This is a genomic window from Rhizobium sp. BK619, assembly GCF_014195245.1.
Lineage (GTDB): Bacteria > Pseudomonadota > Alphaproteobacteria > Rhizobiales > Rhizobiaceae > Rhizobium > Rhizobium acidisoli.
The window spans coordinates 264,759-281,057 of record NZ_JACIBH010000001.1 but is presented as its reverse complement, the minus strand read 5'-3'; the positions used below and the strand labels follow the sequence as shown (position 1 = coordinate 281,057).

The 16,299-nt window shown below is 61.0% G+C and carries 16 protein-coding genes; 5 read left to right on the top strand and 11 right to left on the bottom strand.

What is annotated here, in order from left to right:
- The first annotated feature begins 215 nt into the window (after positions 1-215).
- On the top strand, positions 216-1,247 hold the full coding sequence (locus FHX14_RS01330; protein ID WP_184375588.1) for an aldo/keto reductase: 1,032 nt from the start codon (positions 216-218) through the stop codon (positions 1,245-1,247).
- A gap of 99 nt (positions 1,248-1,346) precedes the next feature.
- Here the strand turns inward: FHX14_RS01330 and FHX14_RS01325 are convergent, their stop codons facing one another.
- Positions 1,347-3,131 (bottom strand): APC family permease, encoded by a 1,785-nt coding sequence (locus tag FHX14_RS01325; RefSeq protein WP_003594841.1) that lies wholly within the window; start codon positions 3,129-3,131, stop codon positions 1,347-1,349.
- Between the two features lie 252 nt (positions 3,132-3,383).
- Between FHX14_RS01325 and FHX14_RS01320 the strand changes: the two genes are divergently transcribed.
- The 4 genes from FHX14_RS01320 to FHX14_RS01305 all read left to right on the top strand — a co-directional run bounded on the left by FHX14_RS01320 (position 3,384) and on the right by FHX14_RS01305 (position 7,233).
- Positions 3,384-5,753: a DUF1989 domain-containing protein gene (locus FHX14_RS01320; protein ID WP_184375586.1), complete on the top strand. Its 2,370-nt coding sequence runs from the start codon at positions 3,384-3,386 to the stop codon at positions 5,751-5,753.
- 299 nt (positions 5,754-6,052) lie between these two features.
- Positions 6,053-6,262 (top strand): cold-shock protein, encoded by a 210-nt coding sequence (locus FHX14_RS01315; protein WP_003548109.1) that lies wholly within the window; start codon positions 6,053-6,055, stop codon positions 6,260-6,262.
- 221 nt (positions 6,263-6,483) lie between these two features.
- Entirely contained in the window at positions 6,484-6,708 is a 225-nt protein-coding gene (locus FHX14_RS01310; RefSeq protein WP_054184568.1) for a hypothetical protein, read from the top strand.
- A 144-nt stretch (positions 6,709-6,852) separates the two neighbouring features.
- Complete coding sequence (locus tag FHX14_RS01305) at positions 6,853-7,233, top strand: DUF6481 family protein (protein WP_012555040.1); 381 nt, start codon at positions 6,853-6,855, stop codon at positions 7,231-7,233.
- Between the two features lie 41 nt (positions 7,234-7,274).
- On the opposite strand, the gene minE is transcribed toward FHX14_RS01305, so the two are convergent.
- From minE to folD, 10 genes are all read right to left on the bottom strand, one after another.
- On the bottom strand, positions 7,275-7,535 hold the full coding sequence (gene minE, locus FHX14_RS01300; protein ID WP_003594850.1) for a cell division topological specificity factor MinE: 261 nt from the start codon (positions 7,533-7,535) through the stop codon (positions 7,275-7,277).
- Positions 7,532-8,347 carry a septum site-determining protein MinD gene (gene minD, locus FHX14_RS01295; protein WP_003594851.1) on the bottom strand — a complete coding sequence of 272 codons (816 nt, stop codon included), beginning with the start codon at positions 8,345-8,347 and terminating at the stop codon, positions 7,532-7,534. Before minD ends, minE begins: the two co-directional genes overlap by 4 nt.
- 77 nt (positions 8,348-8,424) lie before the next feature.
- Entirely contained in the window at positions 8,425-9,147 is a 723-nt protein-coding gene (gene minC / locus FHX14_RS01290; RefSeq protein ID WP_184375584.1) for a septum site-determining protein MinC, read from the bottom strand.
- 210 nt (positions 9,148-9,357) lie between these two features.
- Entirely contained in the window at positions 9,358-9,960 is a 603-nt protein-coding gene (locus FHX14_RS33340; protein ID WP_184375582.1) for a PAS domain-containing protein, read from the bottom strand.
- A gap of 123 nt (positions 9,961-10,083) precedes the next feature.
- Positions 10,084-11,421 carry an NAD(P)/FAD-dependent oxidoreductase gene (locus FHX14_RS01280; protein WP_184375580.1) on the bottom strand — a complete coding sequence of 446 codons (1,338 nt, stop codon included), beginning with the start codon at positions 11,419-11,421 and terminating at the stop codon, positions 10,084-10,086.
- Between the two features lie 97 nt (positions 11,422-11,518).
- A complete protein-coding gene (locus FHX14_RS01275; protein ID WP_184375578.1) occupies positions 11,519-12,559 on the bottom strand; it encodes a DUF3445 domain-containing protein in 1,041 nt (346 codons plus the stop codon).
- Positions 12,560-12,593: 34 nt separating this feature from the next.
- Positions 12,594-13,559, bottom strand: a complete 966-nt coding sequence (locus FHX14_RS01270) for a PDR/VanB family oxidoreductase (RefSeq protein WP_003594861.1) — start codon at positions 13,557-13,559, stop codon at positions 12,594-12,596.
- Positions 13,556-14,161: a dimethylamine monooxygenase subunit DmmA family protein gene (locus FHX14_RS01265; RefSeq protein ID WP_003594863.1), complete on the bottom strand. Its 606-nt coding sequence runs from the start codon at positions 14,159-14,161 to the stop codon at positions 13,556-13,558. Before FHX14_RS01265 ends, FHX14_RS01270 begins: the two co-directional genes overlap by 4 nt.
- Before the next feature lie 11 nt (positions 14,162-14,172).
- Positions 14,173-15,306 carry an aminomethyltransferase family protein gene (locus tag FHX14_RS01260; RefSeq protein WP_003594865.1) on the bottom strand — a complete coding sequence of 378 codons (1,134 nt, stop codon included), beginning with the start codon at positions 15,304-15,306 and terminating at the stop codon, positions 14,173-14,175.
- Positions 15,307-15,397: 91 nt separating this feature from the next.
- On the bottom strand, positions 15,398-16,297 hold the full coding sequence (gene folD / locus FHX14_RS01255) for a bifunctional methylenetetrahydrofolate dehydrogenase/methenyltetrahydrofolate cyclohydrolase FolD (RefSeq protein WP_184375576.1): 900 nt from the start codon (positions 16,295-16,297) through the stop codon (positions 15,398-15,400).
- Positions 16,298-16,299 lie beyond the last annotated feature (2 nt).

The window sequence follows — 16,299 nt, the reverse complement described above, 5'->3', positions numbered from 1 at the left end:
CGCATGGGCGGCGGGAATATTTTTTCCCACTTGTGACACCGGCGGGATTGGTTATGCTGCTTCAGCCCCTGCGCCGGATTGAGCCCAGGGCGCCAGACGTCATCCGGCGGCAAGCGGCCGCCTCAAGCTCGATATTGTCATTGATTGCGGAAGCCCCGGCTTCTACCCCGGCGATTTTGTGCGTCGGCTGCGGGCGTCCGCATGAGGAGGAAGATATGGATTATCGCAAGCTCGGTCCCAGCGGGACCGTCGTCACCGCCTATTGCCTGGGCACCATGACCTTCGGCGCGGAGGCCGACGAAGCGGCCTCGCACAAGCTGCTCGACGATTATTTCGCCTGGGGCGGCAATTTCATCGATACCGCCGATGTCTACAGCGCCGGCAAGTCGGAAGAGATTATTGGTCGCTGGCTGAAGGCGCGCCCGACCGAAGCCCGCCAGGCGATCGTCGCCACCAAGGGCCGTTTTCCGATGGGCAACGGTCCCAACGACATCGGCCTGTCGCGCCGCCATCTCGGCCAGGCGCTTGACGATTCTCTGCGCCGCCTCGGCCTCGAGCAGATCGATCTCTACCAGATGCATGCCTGGGACGCGCTGACGCCGATCGAGGAAACGCTGCGCTTCCTCGATGATGCGGTTTCATCAGGCAAGATCGGTTATTACGGCTTCTCCAACTATGTCGGCTGGCATATCGCCAAGGCCTCCGAGATCGCCAAGGCGCGGGGTTATACCCGCCCGGTGACGCTGCAGCCGCAATATAACCTGTTGGTGCGCGACATCGAGCTCGAAATCGTCGCGGCCTGCCAGGATGCCGGCATGGGCCTGTTACCCTGGTCGCCGCTTGGCGGCGGCTGGCTGACCGGCAAATACAAGCGCGACGAGATGCCGACCGGCGCCACCCGCCTTGGTGAAAACCCCAACCGCGGCGGCGAATCCTATGCGCCGCGCAATGCGATGGAACGAACCTGGGCGATCATCGCCGTTGTCGAGGAAATCGCCAAGGCGCACGGCGTCAGCATGGCGCAGGTGGCGCTCGCCTGGACGGCGGCGCAGCCGGCAATCACCTCGGTCATCCTCGGCGCCCGCACGCCGGAGCAACTGGCCGACAATCTCGGCGCCATGAAGCTGAAGCTCTCCGACGAAGACATGGCGAAGCTCAACGAGGTTAGCGCCCCTCAGCCCTTCGACTACCCCTACGGCAAGGGCGGCATCAACCAGCGCCACCGCAAGATCGAAGGCGGCCGCTGAGTTTCGGTCCATAAACAACGGGCTGTCTCGGATCTGCAGCCACCAATGCAAAAAGCCGCCATGTTTTTTCATGGCGGCTTTTCTGCTTGGGAGGCGATTTTAAGCCGGAAGCTGGAAGATCACATTGGCGATCAGGACGATTGCCAGGCCGCCGGCGAGTGCCAGATAGGGCAGCATGCCGGCTTTCTTGACGCCGAGATCCTGGCCGATGAGGCCGAGATCCTCCATTGCGCCGGCCGGGAATTTGCCGCCGTCGCGCACATAGTGGCGATAGGCGAAGACCGGCAGGATCAGGGCGGCGAAGATGAAGCCGACCCAGAGCGCATTGGAATAACCCCAGACCTTGGCCCCTGCCCCGAGAAACAGCGCGTTGACGAAGGCAAGCACGGTGTTGAGGCCGATCAGCCAGGTCGGCGCCTTCCAGGGACGTTCGATATGGCCGGAATCGATCCGGTGGATCCAGCCGGAATTGAGGTTCAGGAAGTTGAAGATGATGTAGCCGACATTCGAGACGGCGAGCACGAAGAAGTAACCGCCGGTATCCGAGGCGATGGCCAGAAGGAAGAGGTTGAAGGCGAAATCGGTCCACATCGCCCGCGTCGGGGCGCCGTTTTCGTTGACGTGGTCCAGATATTTCGGCAGCCAGCCGTCCTTCGAGCCCTGATAGAGTGTGCGCGAGGAACCGGCCATCGCCGTCATGATGGCGAGGAAAAGCGCCATGATCATCAGCACGACGAGCAGCTGGGTGACGACGCGGCCGGCGCCGATCAGGCCGCCGAGCGCTTCGGCAACGCCGGTGCCGTCGACGATGCCGGGGGCGAGCATGCCCGCATGGCCAAGAACGCCCTGGAAGGCGAAGGGCACGAGGAAGAAGAACAGGCAGCAGGCAAGGCCGGAATAGAAAATCGCCTTGAAGGTGTCGGTCTTCGGGTTCTTGAGTTCGCGGGTGTAGCAGACGGCGGTCTCGAAGCCGTAGGTCGACCAGGCGGCGATATAGAGACCGCCGAGGAAGAGCGTCCAGCCGCCATTGCTCCAGCTGCCGTCGGCGCCGGAATAAGCGGCCGTCGGCGGCACGAGGCCGGTAACGTTGGCGGCAACAATATGGCCGCTGACGATCGGGTAGAGACCGATGATCAGCAGCGGCACCAGCACGATGATCGCCAGCCACTTCTGCACGCTTGCCGTCTCGGAGATGCCGCGATGCTGGATCGCGAAGATGATCAGCATCAGGATGCCGCCGATGAAGAAGGTGGCGTTGACATTGGCGGTGGCAAGAAAAGGAATGCTGAAGCTGACCAGCGACCAGCTGCGGATCCACGGCGTCAGCGCAGCGACGCCGTCGGTGCTGAGCAACGCCTTGACGGCGTCATCTGGCGTTGTGCCGGCATGGGCCGCAATATATTCGGCGACGCGGGGGCTATCGGCCGTGATGGAAGCGGCATGCGCGGAGATCCAGTCGAGGACCATCTGCGAATCCGCCGCCGGGATCGGGAAGAACGAATTGAGGATATAACCGGCGGCGATGGCGCAGCCGAGCGACAGCACGGGCGACCAGGCAAACCAGTTGCACCAGACCGACAGCGGCGCGATGAATTTCGAATAACGCAGCCATGCGGTGGCGCCATAGACCGAGGCGCCGCCGGATTTGTTGGCGAACATGCCGGCGATTTCGGCATAGGTGAAGGATTGCAGGAAACCCATCACCATCGAAATGATCCAGACGAGGAAGGCGAGCTTGCCCGTCGTGCCCGCAATGCCGCCGATGGAGAAAAGAACGAGCGGCGGCACGCCCGCAGCCACCCAGAATGCGCCCTTCCAGTCGAGCGCGCGTACAAGCTTACCTTCGGTGCCGGATGCAATTCCGGCCTCCACAACGTCTGTCATCGGTAAAATTCCCCATTCGATTTGTTCCCGGACGTATCTTTGTACGTCTCCCTGAACGTGTCTCCCTGACAGTCTCAAGCCCGCCCGGATGATTTTGGCGATCCGTGTTTCCGACGGATTCCCGAGTCTCGACCCTTTATGCATAGTGAAGATATTTTCTTTTTAGTCAACTCGACTTTACTTTCCCCAGCCGTTTTGTAACCTGTATGGGTGGGTGCCCGAGGGCATGCCGATCCTCCCAATGAGGGCAGAATGCGAGAACTTCATCCTGCTATGACAGGCCTGCGGCCCGCGGTTCCGAGCCTGGTGCGTTATCCCGGCCTCCCTGCCCTGCCGGAGGGGACGGCGCGCTACAGGGCAAAGGGCGGCGGATCGGTCGTCGTGCGTGTCGAGCCCGGCGACCACGTCAGCGTCATCGACAGCGAGGGCGGACAGGTTTGCGAGATCTCTTTCCTCGACGAAAAGGGTCGCTTCCTGGCGGCGGGCCTTGGAACGGCCTTCAGCAATTCAGCCGAGGGTTTGAAGGCCATTCTTCAAGGTGAGGATGAGAGTGCTGCCCGCACGCGTGCAGCGCTTGAGCGGCGCGGCGCCGATCTTTCGGCGGCCGGAGCGCTCAGCATCTTCGGGGCGGGATCGAGCCCGGGCAGCCGGGCGGAATTCACGATTTCCATAAAGGGACTGCTGATCGTCGCGGCACCCGCTGGCGCCATGTCGCCGCAGGCGCAGGATACTGCGACGCCGATCGAGGTCAGGATCAAGCGCAGCCTGCTGATCCGCGATTACGCCTCCGCCCTGCCGGAACCGGCCGCCGACCCCATCGAGGATATCCGCATCCGGGCGGCAACCGCCGCAGCCTATTTCGTGCGCGCCGGCGAATTCATCCAGATCATCGATGTCTATGGACGCCAATGCACCGATTTCCAGGCTTTCGCCGCCCGCAAGGTCGACAAAGGCCTCGATCTCGCGCTGGATTCCACGGTGACCCGCACGCTGCTCAGCCGCAGCTATCCGATGCCGGGTCTGCCCTCCAAGGCCTTCGACCGCGACTTTGAGCCACTGGTCGAGATCGTCCAGGATACGGTAGGGCGCCACGATGCCTTCGCCACCGCCTGCAATTCGCGCTATTACGATGACATGGGGTATCCCGGCCACGTCAACTGCACGGACAATTTCAACGCGGCGCTGGCGCCTTACGGCATTGCCGGCCGCAAGGGCTGGGAAGCGCTGAATTATTTCTACAATACCAACATCGACCACAACAACCAGCTCTATCTCGACGAGCCCTGGTCGCGCCCCGGCGACTACGTGCTGATGCGGGCGCTGACCGATCTCGTCTGCGTCTCTTCGTCCTGCCCCGACGATATCGACGCGGCGAACGGCTGGGATCCGACGGATATTCACGTCCGCACCTTTTCCGGAAAAGAAAAATTCTCACGAGCGGTGGCCTATCGCATGACCCCAGACGCCGACGCCGAACTGACGCGCGAAACTGCCTTCCATCCCCGTCTTTCCGCCTTGACGCGGGACTATGCCGAATATCGCGGCTACTGGCTGCCGAACCGCTTTTCCGCCGAAGGACTGGTCGAGGAATACTGGGCCTGCCGCGAGCGCGCCGCTGTCATCGATCTCTCGCCCTTGCGGAAGTTCGAGGTGACGGGGCCGGATGCCGAGGAGCTCCTGCAATATTGCCTGACGCGCGACGTGCGCAAACTGTCGACCGGCCAGGTCGTCTATTCCGCCATGTGCTACGAAAACGGCGGCATGATCGATGACGGCACGCTTTTCCGGCTCGGCGACAAGAACTTCCGCTGGATCGGCGGCGATGATTTCAGCGGCATATGGCTGCGTCAGCAGGCCGAGAAGAAGGGCTTCAAGGCCTGGGTCCGCTCGTCCACAGATCAGATGCACAATATCGCCCTGCAGGGCCCGAAGAGCCGCGATATCCTGAAGGACATCATCTGGACGGCGCCGCGCCAGCCGACGATCGGCGAACTCGAATGGTTCCGCTTCACTGTCGGCCGCATCGGCGGTTTCGAGGGCGCCCCGGTCGTCGTCTCGCGCACGGGTTATACCGGCGAGCTCGGCTACGAAATCTTCTGCCATCCGAAGGGTGCGCTGACGGTGTTCGACGCCGTCTGGGAGGCAGGGCAGCCGCATGGCCTGAAGCCGATGGGGCTGGAGGCGCTCGACATGGTCCGCATCGAGGCAGGCCTGATCTTTGCCCATCACGAATTCACCGACCAGACGGATCCGTTCGAGGCCGGCATCGGCTTCACGGTACCGCTGAAATCCAAGCAGGACGATTTCATCGGCCGCGAGGCGCTGATCCGGCGCAAGGAACACCCGCGCCATCTGCTCGTCGGCCTCGACGTCAAGGCCAATGAGGCGGTCGGCCACGGCGATTGCGTCCATATCGGCCGCGCCCAGGTCGGCGTCGTCACCAGTGCCACCCGCTCGCCGATCCTCGGCAAGACGATCGCGCTCGCCCGCATCGACGTCATGCATGCAAGTCCCGGCACCGAGGTCGAAATCGGCAAGCTCGACGGCCACCAGAAGCGCCTGCCGGCGACGATCGTGCCGCTTTCGCATTACGACCCGCAGAAGACGCGGCCGCGCTCTTAACGCAGGCATTGGAGACCTGGCCGATCCGTTCCTGGCCTCGCCGATGACGCATCACGCACCGGCGACAATGTGTAAAGGCACTGAGATGCAACCATCTAGAGAATGCGGAGTTTCGAAAAACTAAAAGTTGACAAATTCGGGTTGAGTGATTATATCGGCATTGTCGATATTGCTTGTTTGACTTTTGTTATCGCACGCCGACAACGTGCCCTGGACGAACTTCCCTCTTCAAAATCGAGATTATCATCCGTCGTGCATCTCGCACGTGCGGCCTGTCAATTGCTATGAAAGGGTTTGTTATGACCACTGGCACAGTTAAATGGTTCAATTCCACCAAGGGCTTCGGCTTCATTCAGCCTGATGACGGCGGCGCTGACGCCTTCGTTCACATCTCGGCCGTCGAGCGCGCTGGCATGCGCGAAATCGTCGAAGGCCAGAAGATCGGCTACGAGCTTGAGCGCGATAACAAGTCGGGCAAAATGTCCGCTTGCAATCTTCAAGCTGCTTAAATTGATATCTGCTTTCCTTTGACCACGGATGTACTGGCACTGTCGAAAGCGTGATACCAGCGAGGTCAGGCAAATTGCCTGGCCTTTTTTCTGCGCTGCGGGCCACTGCACCATTCCTTAAATCGGAATCGATCTAAGGAATTATGCAGCAAGCCAACGTGTTCCAGCGTCCTTTGCCCGTCTTGAGACGCGCGGCGCGGTTACGAAAATCCAGGACTGATATGACAGACACACACAGCAAATCGCGCCAACGGGCGGAGATCGCCTTCGGAAACGTACAGTCGCAATTCCTGGCGCGCAGCCGCGCGGTCGAAGAAATCGATCAGACAGTGCGCGCCCGCGAGGAAAAGACCTTGAGATTGCGCGAAGCCCGTGAGGCCAAGGAATTGCAGGATCGCTTGATGGCGGCCGCCGGCCCAGCCGTGAAGCAAAAAAAGAAAAAGTGATTCAACATCTAGATGATTTCAAACCGGATTGGCATAATAGCATCCGGATCCCAATCGAATACATAGAGCATAGGGTCATGCGAAAGCCGCACAGTTTTCGGCAATCATGCTCTAACGTCGCAGCCAAACAGTCAGGTAACAGAATTGAAAAACGCCAGAAACAATGAGCTTTCCGATCGTCGCAGCGCCGCTGCCGAAGCAAAGGCCGCTCTCCTCAATGCGTATCGTGACGCCAAGGATAAGGCTGAACCGACCAGGCAGGCAAAGCAGGCCGAGCGTCAGGCCGTCGCTGCCGCCAGGGAAGAACGCCGCGCCGAGCGCGAACGGGTAAAGCGTGAGGAACTGGAGCAGGCGAAAGCCGCGGAAGCAGAACGCCAGGCCGCCGCCGAGGCTGCAGCACGCGCCGACGCCGACGCGCGCGAAGCGGCTGACAAGGACCGGATCGCTCGCGTCATTGCCGACGAAGCCGCCCGGAAGGCCGCACGCGACCTGCGTTACGCCAACCGAAAAGCCAGAAAGTCGTGACTGTCAGCGCTGCCTGTCGTCACAACAGGCAGCGCCCTCTTTCAAGCGGCCTGCACGGCTGCGTTCAGCGGGATTTCGACATCGATCTCGAGCGTCGAGACGAATTCGTTGCGATCGATCGTCACCTGCACCTTGTCATGGTCGAGTTCGACATGCTTGGCGATCACCGCAAGGATTTCTTCGCGCAGCAACGTGACTAGGTCCGACCCGGCCGAGGAACGTTCGTGGGCAAGAAGCACCTGCAGGCGTTCGCGAGCGGCCGGTGCGGTTCTCTGCTTGTTGAAAAGACGGAAAATATTCATGCCGCCCTCCGTCCGAAGATTTTGCCGAAAATGTTGCGCTTTTCCTCAGGGATCGCCATCGGCACCAATTCGCCGGCGAGCCGGCGGGCGGCATCGAAATAGGCCATCGCAGCCGGGCTGCGGCTTTCTGCCAGCGTGACCGGCGCACCGATATTGGAGGCGCGCAGGACGTCCATGCTTTCGGGCACGATGCCGAGCAGCGGGATGGACAGGATTTCCAGCACGTCATCGACCTTGAGCATGTCGCCGCGCTCGGCGCGGTTGGCGTCGTAGCGGGTCAGCAGCAGGTGCTTTTCCATCCGTTCGCCGCGTTCGGCCTTGGCTGTCTTGGCATCGAGCAGGCCGATGATGCGATCGGAATCGCGCACCGACGAGACTTCGGGGTTGGTGACGACAACGGCAACATCGGCATGGCGCATGGCAAGCGTTGCGCCGCGCTCGATCCCGGCGGGGCTGTCGCAGATGATCCAGTCGAAATACCGCTTCAGGTCGTTGATGACCCGTTCCACGCCCTCGGCCGTCAGATTGTCCTTGTCGCGCGTCTGCGAGGCCGGCAGCAGGAACAGCGTCTCCAGCCGCTTGTCGCGGATCAGCGCCTGGGTGAGCTTTGCATCGCCTTGGATGACGTTGATCAGGTCGTAGACGACCCGGCGTTCGGCGCCCATGACCAGGTCGAGATTGCGCAAGCCGACGTCGAAATCGACGACGACGACTTTTTCATTGCGTTGCGCCAGCGCCGCTCCCAATGCGGCGGTCGAGGTCGTCTTTCCGACCCCGCCCTTGCCTGACGTGACGACGATCACTTTCCCCATGTCTCTCTCCTTTGCCGCAGTAATTCGAAGTGTCTCAGCGTCCTTCGCGCGTTTCTCAAAGCCGCGCGGCGCTGTCGTCAGGTCATTTTTTCCGCCATGATCGCATCGTCTTCGAGCCAGAGCTGAACAGCCTGTCCGCGAAGATTGGCGGCCATGTCTTCCGCCATTTTGTAAACGCCGTCGATTGCCACCAGCTCGGCTTCCAGCTTGCGGCAAAAGATCCGCGCCGATGCGTTGCCGATGGACCCCGCCATGGCGCGGCCACGCAGCGCCCCATAGATATGGACCGACCCACCGGCGATGACCTCGGCGCCCGAGGCGACAGACCCCACGATAGTGACGTCGCCTTCCGGGAAGATCACCGATTGCCCGGAGCGCACCGGCTCCCTGATGACGATCGATTGCGTCGTTGCCGGACGGATCGCGGCGACTTCAGGTTTCACCGGCGAACCGGCAGGCTCATTGGCCTGAACCTCGATGTCGGAAGCGGAGCGGCCGCCTTTGAGCGCCGGCGGCATGCCCACGCCGAGAATGGAAGGCCGTGCGCCCTCGATGCCCATGATGCTGACATTGCGCTTGGCCAGTTCGGCAATCAGCTCTTTCAACTGCGGCCGGTCGATTTGCAGGTCCGTCAGATCGAGCACGACAGGCCGTCCGAGGAAGAAGCCGGCCGAACGCGCTGCCAGATCGTCGAGCCGAGCCAACCAATCATCGAAAGGAAGGTCCGGAGACAACATGACGGCCAGAAAGGAGCGGCCCTTGATGCGGATAGAGCGAGCGTCTGTTAGCACTTTGGTCATCTATGTGAAGAAATCGTTGACCATATCTACCGCTGCTATGGTTAACAAAAAGTTAACGCGGCCTTAATATTAGCGGCAATGACAAGCGTTTTTTCAACCGCGACATTGAATTAACTTATTGAAAACGCACTATAATATTTGATACGGCCGCACGGTTAACAACCGCGTTTTTGACCTGAGCCGCAAATATTTCGTCGCCCGGGAAAACGCTCAGCCTTCCGCCTTGCGTTGCGCCTCGGAAATGGCGCGGGCGGCCTCTTCGGAGGAGTTGGCGAGCGTGCGCATCTCGGCGGCAAGCACGGCAAAGCCCGATCCGGCGGTGCCGGCGCGGGCGGCTTCAATGCCGGCATTGACGGCGAGCAGCTTCAGGTAGCGCAGCGATTGCAGGATCTCGTTGGTCTTCGAAGCGGTGACGCGCATGTCGGCGGTCCGCTCGTCGATTCGCTGATAGAGCGATTCGATGTTGATGATGCTGCCTTCGAGGTAGAGAAGCTCGCCCTTCTGGTCCCATATGCCGCCGCCGGTCTCCGTCACCCAGATCAGATGGCCCATCGCATGGCGGATGCGGTATTCCATCGTCCAGTCCGCGCGCTTCTCCAGCGCCCGGCCGACGATTTCGTCCATCAGGGGCACGTCTTCCTCGTACATGATCGAGGTGAAGGTCCGCGTACGGTTGCCGATGATTTCGTCGGCGGGATAACCGAAAATGCGCTCGATGCCGTTGGTCATCTCAAGCATCGTGTAGTTTTCATCGGCACGGCAGCGATAGAGAAAACCGCTCATGCGTCCGAGAATGCTCGTTTGAAAATCCATGAAGGCCACGTTCGAAGAGAAGAGTTGCGGATGGATTTATATCGGCTCGTTTGAAAAGGCGCCGGTCACTATGCCGGACGAAGATGTACGAATAGCTTCGTCCGGCAGAACACTCGGGTCCGGTCAGTTGCGCAGATATTCCTCCTTGGAATCGTCGAGCGCCTCGACCCAGGGCGTGTGGTGCTTCGGCGACATGTTGCCGGTCATCAGCGATCGATAGGCGTGGTCGCGGAAGCCCATAATATTGTGGGCCTTGTGATGTTCCCACTCCATGAAAGTCCGGTTGGTGCCTTCGATGTCGAAGGAGGGATAATCGGTCTCGGCAAGCAGTTCCTTCACATAATCGCCCTGATACCAGATCATCTGTTCGGCATCCTCGAGCGTCTCCTCGCGGGCCCGCCACATATCGAAATTGGCTTGCAGCTCTTCTTCCGGCGGCAGTGCGATGCGGCCCATCATCACGTCACGGGCCCACCAGGCCTGCACGTCGAACATGTTGAACGTATAGAACTGGTCCTGCATGCCGATATAGAAAAGCTGCGGATTCTTATCGAAGATCACCCCCTTGTAGAGGCTGTCGGCCCAGAGGCGGTTTGCGGTCTTCAGCCGGAGATCATCCGGAAGGAAGGGGAAATGGTGCTGGTAGCCGGTGCAGAGGATGACCGCATCGACGTCCTTGGTCGAGCCGTCGAGGAAATGCGCCGTGCGGTTTTCGAGCTTCGTCAGCAGCGGCCGTTCTTCGAAATTCTCCGGCCATTTGAAGCCCATCGGCTTCGAGCGGTAGCTCGTCGTCACCGATTTCGCGCCGTATTTCCAGCATTGCGAGCCGATGTCTTCGGCCGAATAGCTGCGGCCGACGAGCAGAATATCCTTGCCCTTGAACTCCAGCGCGTCGCGGAAATCGTGAGCATGCAGGACGCGGCCGTTGAAGGTCTTCACACCCTCGAAATAGGGCACGTTCGGTGTCGAGAAGTGCCCTGATGCGACGACGACATAGTCGAATTCCTCGTCATACATCCGGTCCTCGACGCGGTTATGCGCCGTCACCGTGAATTTCTTCGTCGCTTCGTCGAAGCGGACCATACGCACCGGCGTGCTGAAGCGCACCCAATGGCGGACATTCGCCTTCTCGACGCGGCCCTTGATATAGTCCCAGAGCACGGCGCGCGGCGGATAGGAGGCGATCGGCTTGCCGAAATGCTCCTCGAAGGAATAGTCGGCGAATTCCAGGCATTCCTTCGGCCCGTTCGACCAGAGGTAACGATACATGCTGCCATGGACCGGCTCGCCATATTCGTCGAGGCCGGTGCGCCAGGTATAGTTCCAGAGCCCGCCCCAGTCCGACTGCTTTTCGAAGCAGACGATCTCCGGGATCTCGGCGCCCTTCTGGGCAGCCGATTGAAAGGCGCGCAGCTGCGCCAGACCGGAAGGACCGGCACCGATGACGGCTACTCTTGTCATGAAGCATTCCCCTCTTGATTATGCGGTATCGATTTACGGACTAAATTTCAAAGTGTTACGGTGTTTTTCGCGTCTGAAAGGTGTGCATCGCGGCGCGTCAGTCGGGAAAAATGCCGGGGCTGGTCGGTGCTCCGTCGTCATATTTGGAAAGCCAGTCGATCGTCGTCTCGCGGAAACGGGTGAGGCCCTTGTAGTCGATCAGCTCGGGCGGCAGCGTCTTCAGCACGCGCGGGAAACGGCGCGCCCATTTCGGCACGGTGACGAGCTCTTCCATGTTCATCAGGTAGCAGCGGATGACGAAAAGGATGGCGTTGGAGCGCGGCAGTCGCCAGAGGCTCTGCAGCTCGACGCGCAGATGCACCTTCTCGCCGACATTGTCCGATGTCACTGTGGTGCGATCAGGACCCCATTTGTGATAATTCTCGGGACTGGTGTCGAGGCGCGGATTGATCGTCATCGTCCAGTTGAAGCGTCGTGTCGGCTTGCCCTGCTGCAGGTTCAGCAGGAATTTCAGCGCTCTGTCGAAGACGCCGATCTGATGGGCTAGCGGCACCGGCCCGTGCCATTCCATGAAGTTCATGCCGATATCGAAATCGAGCGACCAGTCGGCCTGCGTCGTCACCATGCCGGCATCCATCCAGAGATTGCCGTCGCGTTGATCGACGATGCAGAAGTCGCCCTGGGCCTGGCGGGTGATGTATTCGAAGGGCTCATAGGGCAGCGTCGAGGCATCGCCGAAGGTGAAGCTGTCGTCGATGCCGAGCGGGCGGTTGATCCAGCGCCACTGGTCGCCGTTGCGGATCAGCGTGAAATGGTCTGGGTTACCCGCCGCCTGCTCTTCCATCAGCAGTTCGAGCGTATCCCATTGCGCACTCATCATGTGCGGCAGGGCCTGATAGCGGAGCGGATCCTCCTTCAAGACAAGCGCCCGGTCATGCATCTCGGCAACATAATGCTCGTCGACGTCGATCAGGTTTTCGAAAACGGTCCCCGTCCGTCCGCGCACATGCGGCTCCATGTTGACGGAATACATGTATTCGTCGCGGTCGAAGGGAAAGGGGAAGCGGCGGATGTTCTCGGGGCTGTTCCGGTAGCTGAAATCGTCCCGGAATGTTTCCTGCTTGAAAGCGATTGCCATGCCCGGTCTCCTGTTTGTGCTTTTTCCTGTGGCGTCAAAGATCGAGATGCAGGATGTTTCCCTCGAAGCGGGAAACGCAGATCATCACCTTGCGTCCGGATGCTTTTTCTTCGCCTGTGAGGTAAACGTCATTGTGCAGCAGCTTGCCCTCGCAGACGGCGACCGCAGTTTCGCATTGACCGCAGGCGCCGCCGCGACAGAGGAAGGGCGCGTCGACGCCCGCCGCTTCGATCGCCTCCAGCATGCTTTCGTGATGACCGACTTTCACCGTCTTGCCCGAGCGCAGAAGTTCGATCGTGAAGGGCTTGCCGGGCAGCGAGGAGAGGAACCGTTCGGAATGCAGGCTCTGTTCCGGCCAGCCGGCGCTGATGCCGGCTTTCAGCACGCCGTCGATCATCCCGGAGGGGCCGCAGACATAAAGATGCGTGCCGAGCGGCTGGCTGTCGAGCAGGCGCGTCAGGGGGATGGCGGCGCCTTCTGCGTCGCAATGGATCTTGATGCGATGGGGGCCGTAGCGCTCCAGCAGTTCCCGCCAGTAGGCGCCGCGATCACGCGTGCGGATGGCATAATGCAGCTCGAAATTGGCGCCCTCGCGGGAAAATTGCTCCATCATCGCGATGAAGGGGGTAATGCCGATGCCGCCGGCGATCAGCAGATGTTTGCGCCCGCGCCAGTCCGGCTGGAAGAGGTTGACGGGGTAGCTGACCTTCAACTCGTCGCCTTCGCTCACCTTCTCATGCATGAAGGTGGAGCCGCCGCGTGAATCCTCGACATGCAGCACGCTGATCTCATAGGCTGCGCAATCATGCGGCGGCGACATCAGTGAATAGGCGTTGCGGCGCATATGACCGCCATCGTTCATCGAGACGATGATATGCGCGCCGCCGGAAAAATAAGGCATCGGCTTGCCGTCGAGGCGCTCGAAGCGGAAACGTTTGACGCGTTCGGCGATCGGGGTGATCCGCGCCACGCGGACGGGAATTTCTGTGCCGCCGCTCAAAGAAACAACTCCTCGGGGTCGGGCGCGCTGCCCGGTTCTTCTGCATCGATATTGACGCCCTGGAAGGCGGCGAGCCGGCGCGAATAATGATCGCGCACCAGAAGCGTCAATCCGCAATGGCTGCAGGTAAAGGGACTGGCGGTGACGTCGTCGGTCGTGCCCTTGCAGTGGACGCATTGCACGCGCCTAGCAAGCGACCCGCGGTGTTCGGTGATGACGGAGGCGTGGTCCATGCCGTAATCGAGCGCCATCAGCATTGCCTGGCCGATGAAGCCTTCCGTGCCCGCTATATAAAGCCGGGTGCCCATATGGGCTGTGGCAAGCGAGCCCTTCAATCGGAAGAGCAGTGTTGCGATCGTCGGGGCCGTGAAGAACATGTCGGCGCCGAGGTGGCGCAGTGCCTCGTCCAGGCCGGAGCCTTGCGAGCCGCGGGCGACATAGAGGATTTCGCTGCGGGAGAGGGCGGTTTCGTCAAGTGCTGCCCGCTGGTCGAGGAGAGCCTTGGCACCCTCCCCTTCGAGCGCGAAAATGTGCCGCCGGGCGTTCGGCTGGATGATCAGGCCCGTATAGACTGGTCGGCTCTTGATGCCTGCAACGAGCATTCGCGTGCTCCTTAACCTACGGCAGTCCTCTTCTTCTTCTCCGGGTCGTCGAAGGGGAGCGTGTGGGCAGTGGCGCTTGCCTTCACGGTCTTGCCGCGGACTTCGAGTTTCGTCCCATGCACCGCCTTGTCAACGTCGAGACGGGCAATCGCCATGGATTTCTTCGTCAGCGACGAATAGCTCGGGCAGGTAATGACGCCAACCTTTTTGCCGTCGGCAAAAACCTCGTCGCCGAGATCGGCGGGTCCATCGGCATCGATCAGCATGCCGAAGATCTTGAAGCGTTCCTTGCCCTTGAGGCGGGCATGTTCCTCCGCACCGCGGAAGCCCGTCTTGCCGGGGCTGACGGTGAAGTCGAGGCCGAGTTCCCAGAGGCTGTCGCCGGGCGGCTGATCGGCGAAGGGATACATCTGCGAATTGTCGTAGGGATAGAACAGCAGGTAGCTTTCGACGCGCAGCATGTCGAGTACGGAGAAGCAGCAAGGGATGATGCCCATTTCCTTGCCTTCCTCGACGATCCGGTCCCAGACCATGACGGCGTCCTGGCCGCGCACGAAGATCTCGTAGCCGCGTTCGCCGGTATAGCCGGTGCGCGAGATCATCACAGGCGCGCCGAACAGTGTCGTCTGCATGTGGTGGAAATATTTGAGATCGCGGATGCCCGGCACGTATTTGGCGAGATAGTCGACCGCCAGGGGACCCTGCAGCGACAGGTCATGCAGGTCGTCGTCGAAGAGCACGGCGCAATTTCGGCCTGCCGCCTGCCTGACGATCTCCTCGTGGCCGGAACCGGAGCCGTGTACCAGCATCCAGGCGTTCGGGCCGGTGCGATAGACGATGCAATCGTCGGTGAAATGGCCGCGCTCGTTCAGCATGGTCGCATAGACCGAGCGGCCGGGGTAGATCTTGGTCAGGTCGCGGGTGGTCATGGCGTCGAGAACGGCGATGGCGTGCGGGCCGACCAGATGCACCTTCTTCAGGCCCGATACATCCATGATGCCGGCCTTGGTGCGGACCGCGACATGCTCTTCCGACATGTCCTTGTCGTAGGTCCAGGCGGTCCCCATGCCGCTCCAGTCCTCAAGCTTCGATCCCAGAGCGCGATGCCGATCCGCTAACACGGAGAAACGCCATGATAGAGCCATTTCCGTTCCCTCTTATTTCTTCTACGGAATATTTATTTCCTGAGTATATAAGCCTTTCGCGCCATGGCAAGCCCGCCCGGCGGCATTCCAATCAAAACTTCGGCGGCGTCTGCCCGGCAGTGCGATGGGCGGCGATGACGGTATTGGCCATCAGCATGGCGATGGTCATCGGCCCGACGCCGCCGGGAACGGGAGTGATGGTGCTGGCGACTTCGGAGACCTCAGCGAAGGCGACGTCGCCGACCAGCCGGGTCTTGCCCTCGCCTCTTTCGGGGGCTGCCACGCGGTTGATGCCGACGTCGATGACCGTCGCACCCGGCTTGACCCAATCGGCCCTGACCATCTCCGGCCGGCCGACGGCGGCGACCAGGATATCGGCGTTGCGGCAGACCTCGGCGAGGTTCTTGGTTCTCGAATGGGCGATCGTCACCGTCGCATTGGCGTTGAGCAGCAATTGCGCCATCGGCTTTCCGAACAGGTTGGAGCGGCCGATAACGACGGCGTTGAGGCCGGAGAGGTCCTCGCCATGGGTGCGGCGGACGAAGACCATGGCGCCGGCCGGCGTGCAGGAAACCAGTCCGGTCTTCAGGTCGCCGATGGCAAGCTTGCCGGCATTGGCGATGCTGAGGCCATCGACATCCTTTTCCGGCAGGATCGACTGGATGATCGGCTCGCTGTCGAGCGGCTTCGGCAGGGGCAATTGCACCAGGATGCCGTGGATCGACGGATCGGCGTTGAGGGTGGCGACGAGGGCTGCCAGCTCCTCTTGGCTGGTCTCGGCCGGCAGCGTGTGCTGGACGGATTTGAAGCCGCATTCCTTGGCCATGCGGCCCTTCGAGCCGACATAGGCGTGGCTTGCCGGATCGTCGCCGACGATGACGACCGCAAGACCGGTGGTGACGCCGCTGCTCTTTTCCAGCGCTGCCGTCGCACTCTTGACCGTCTGAATGACCGATGCAGCTACGTTCTTGCCGTCGATGACCTCAACCATCT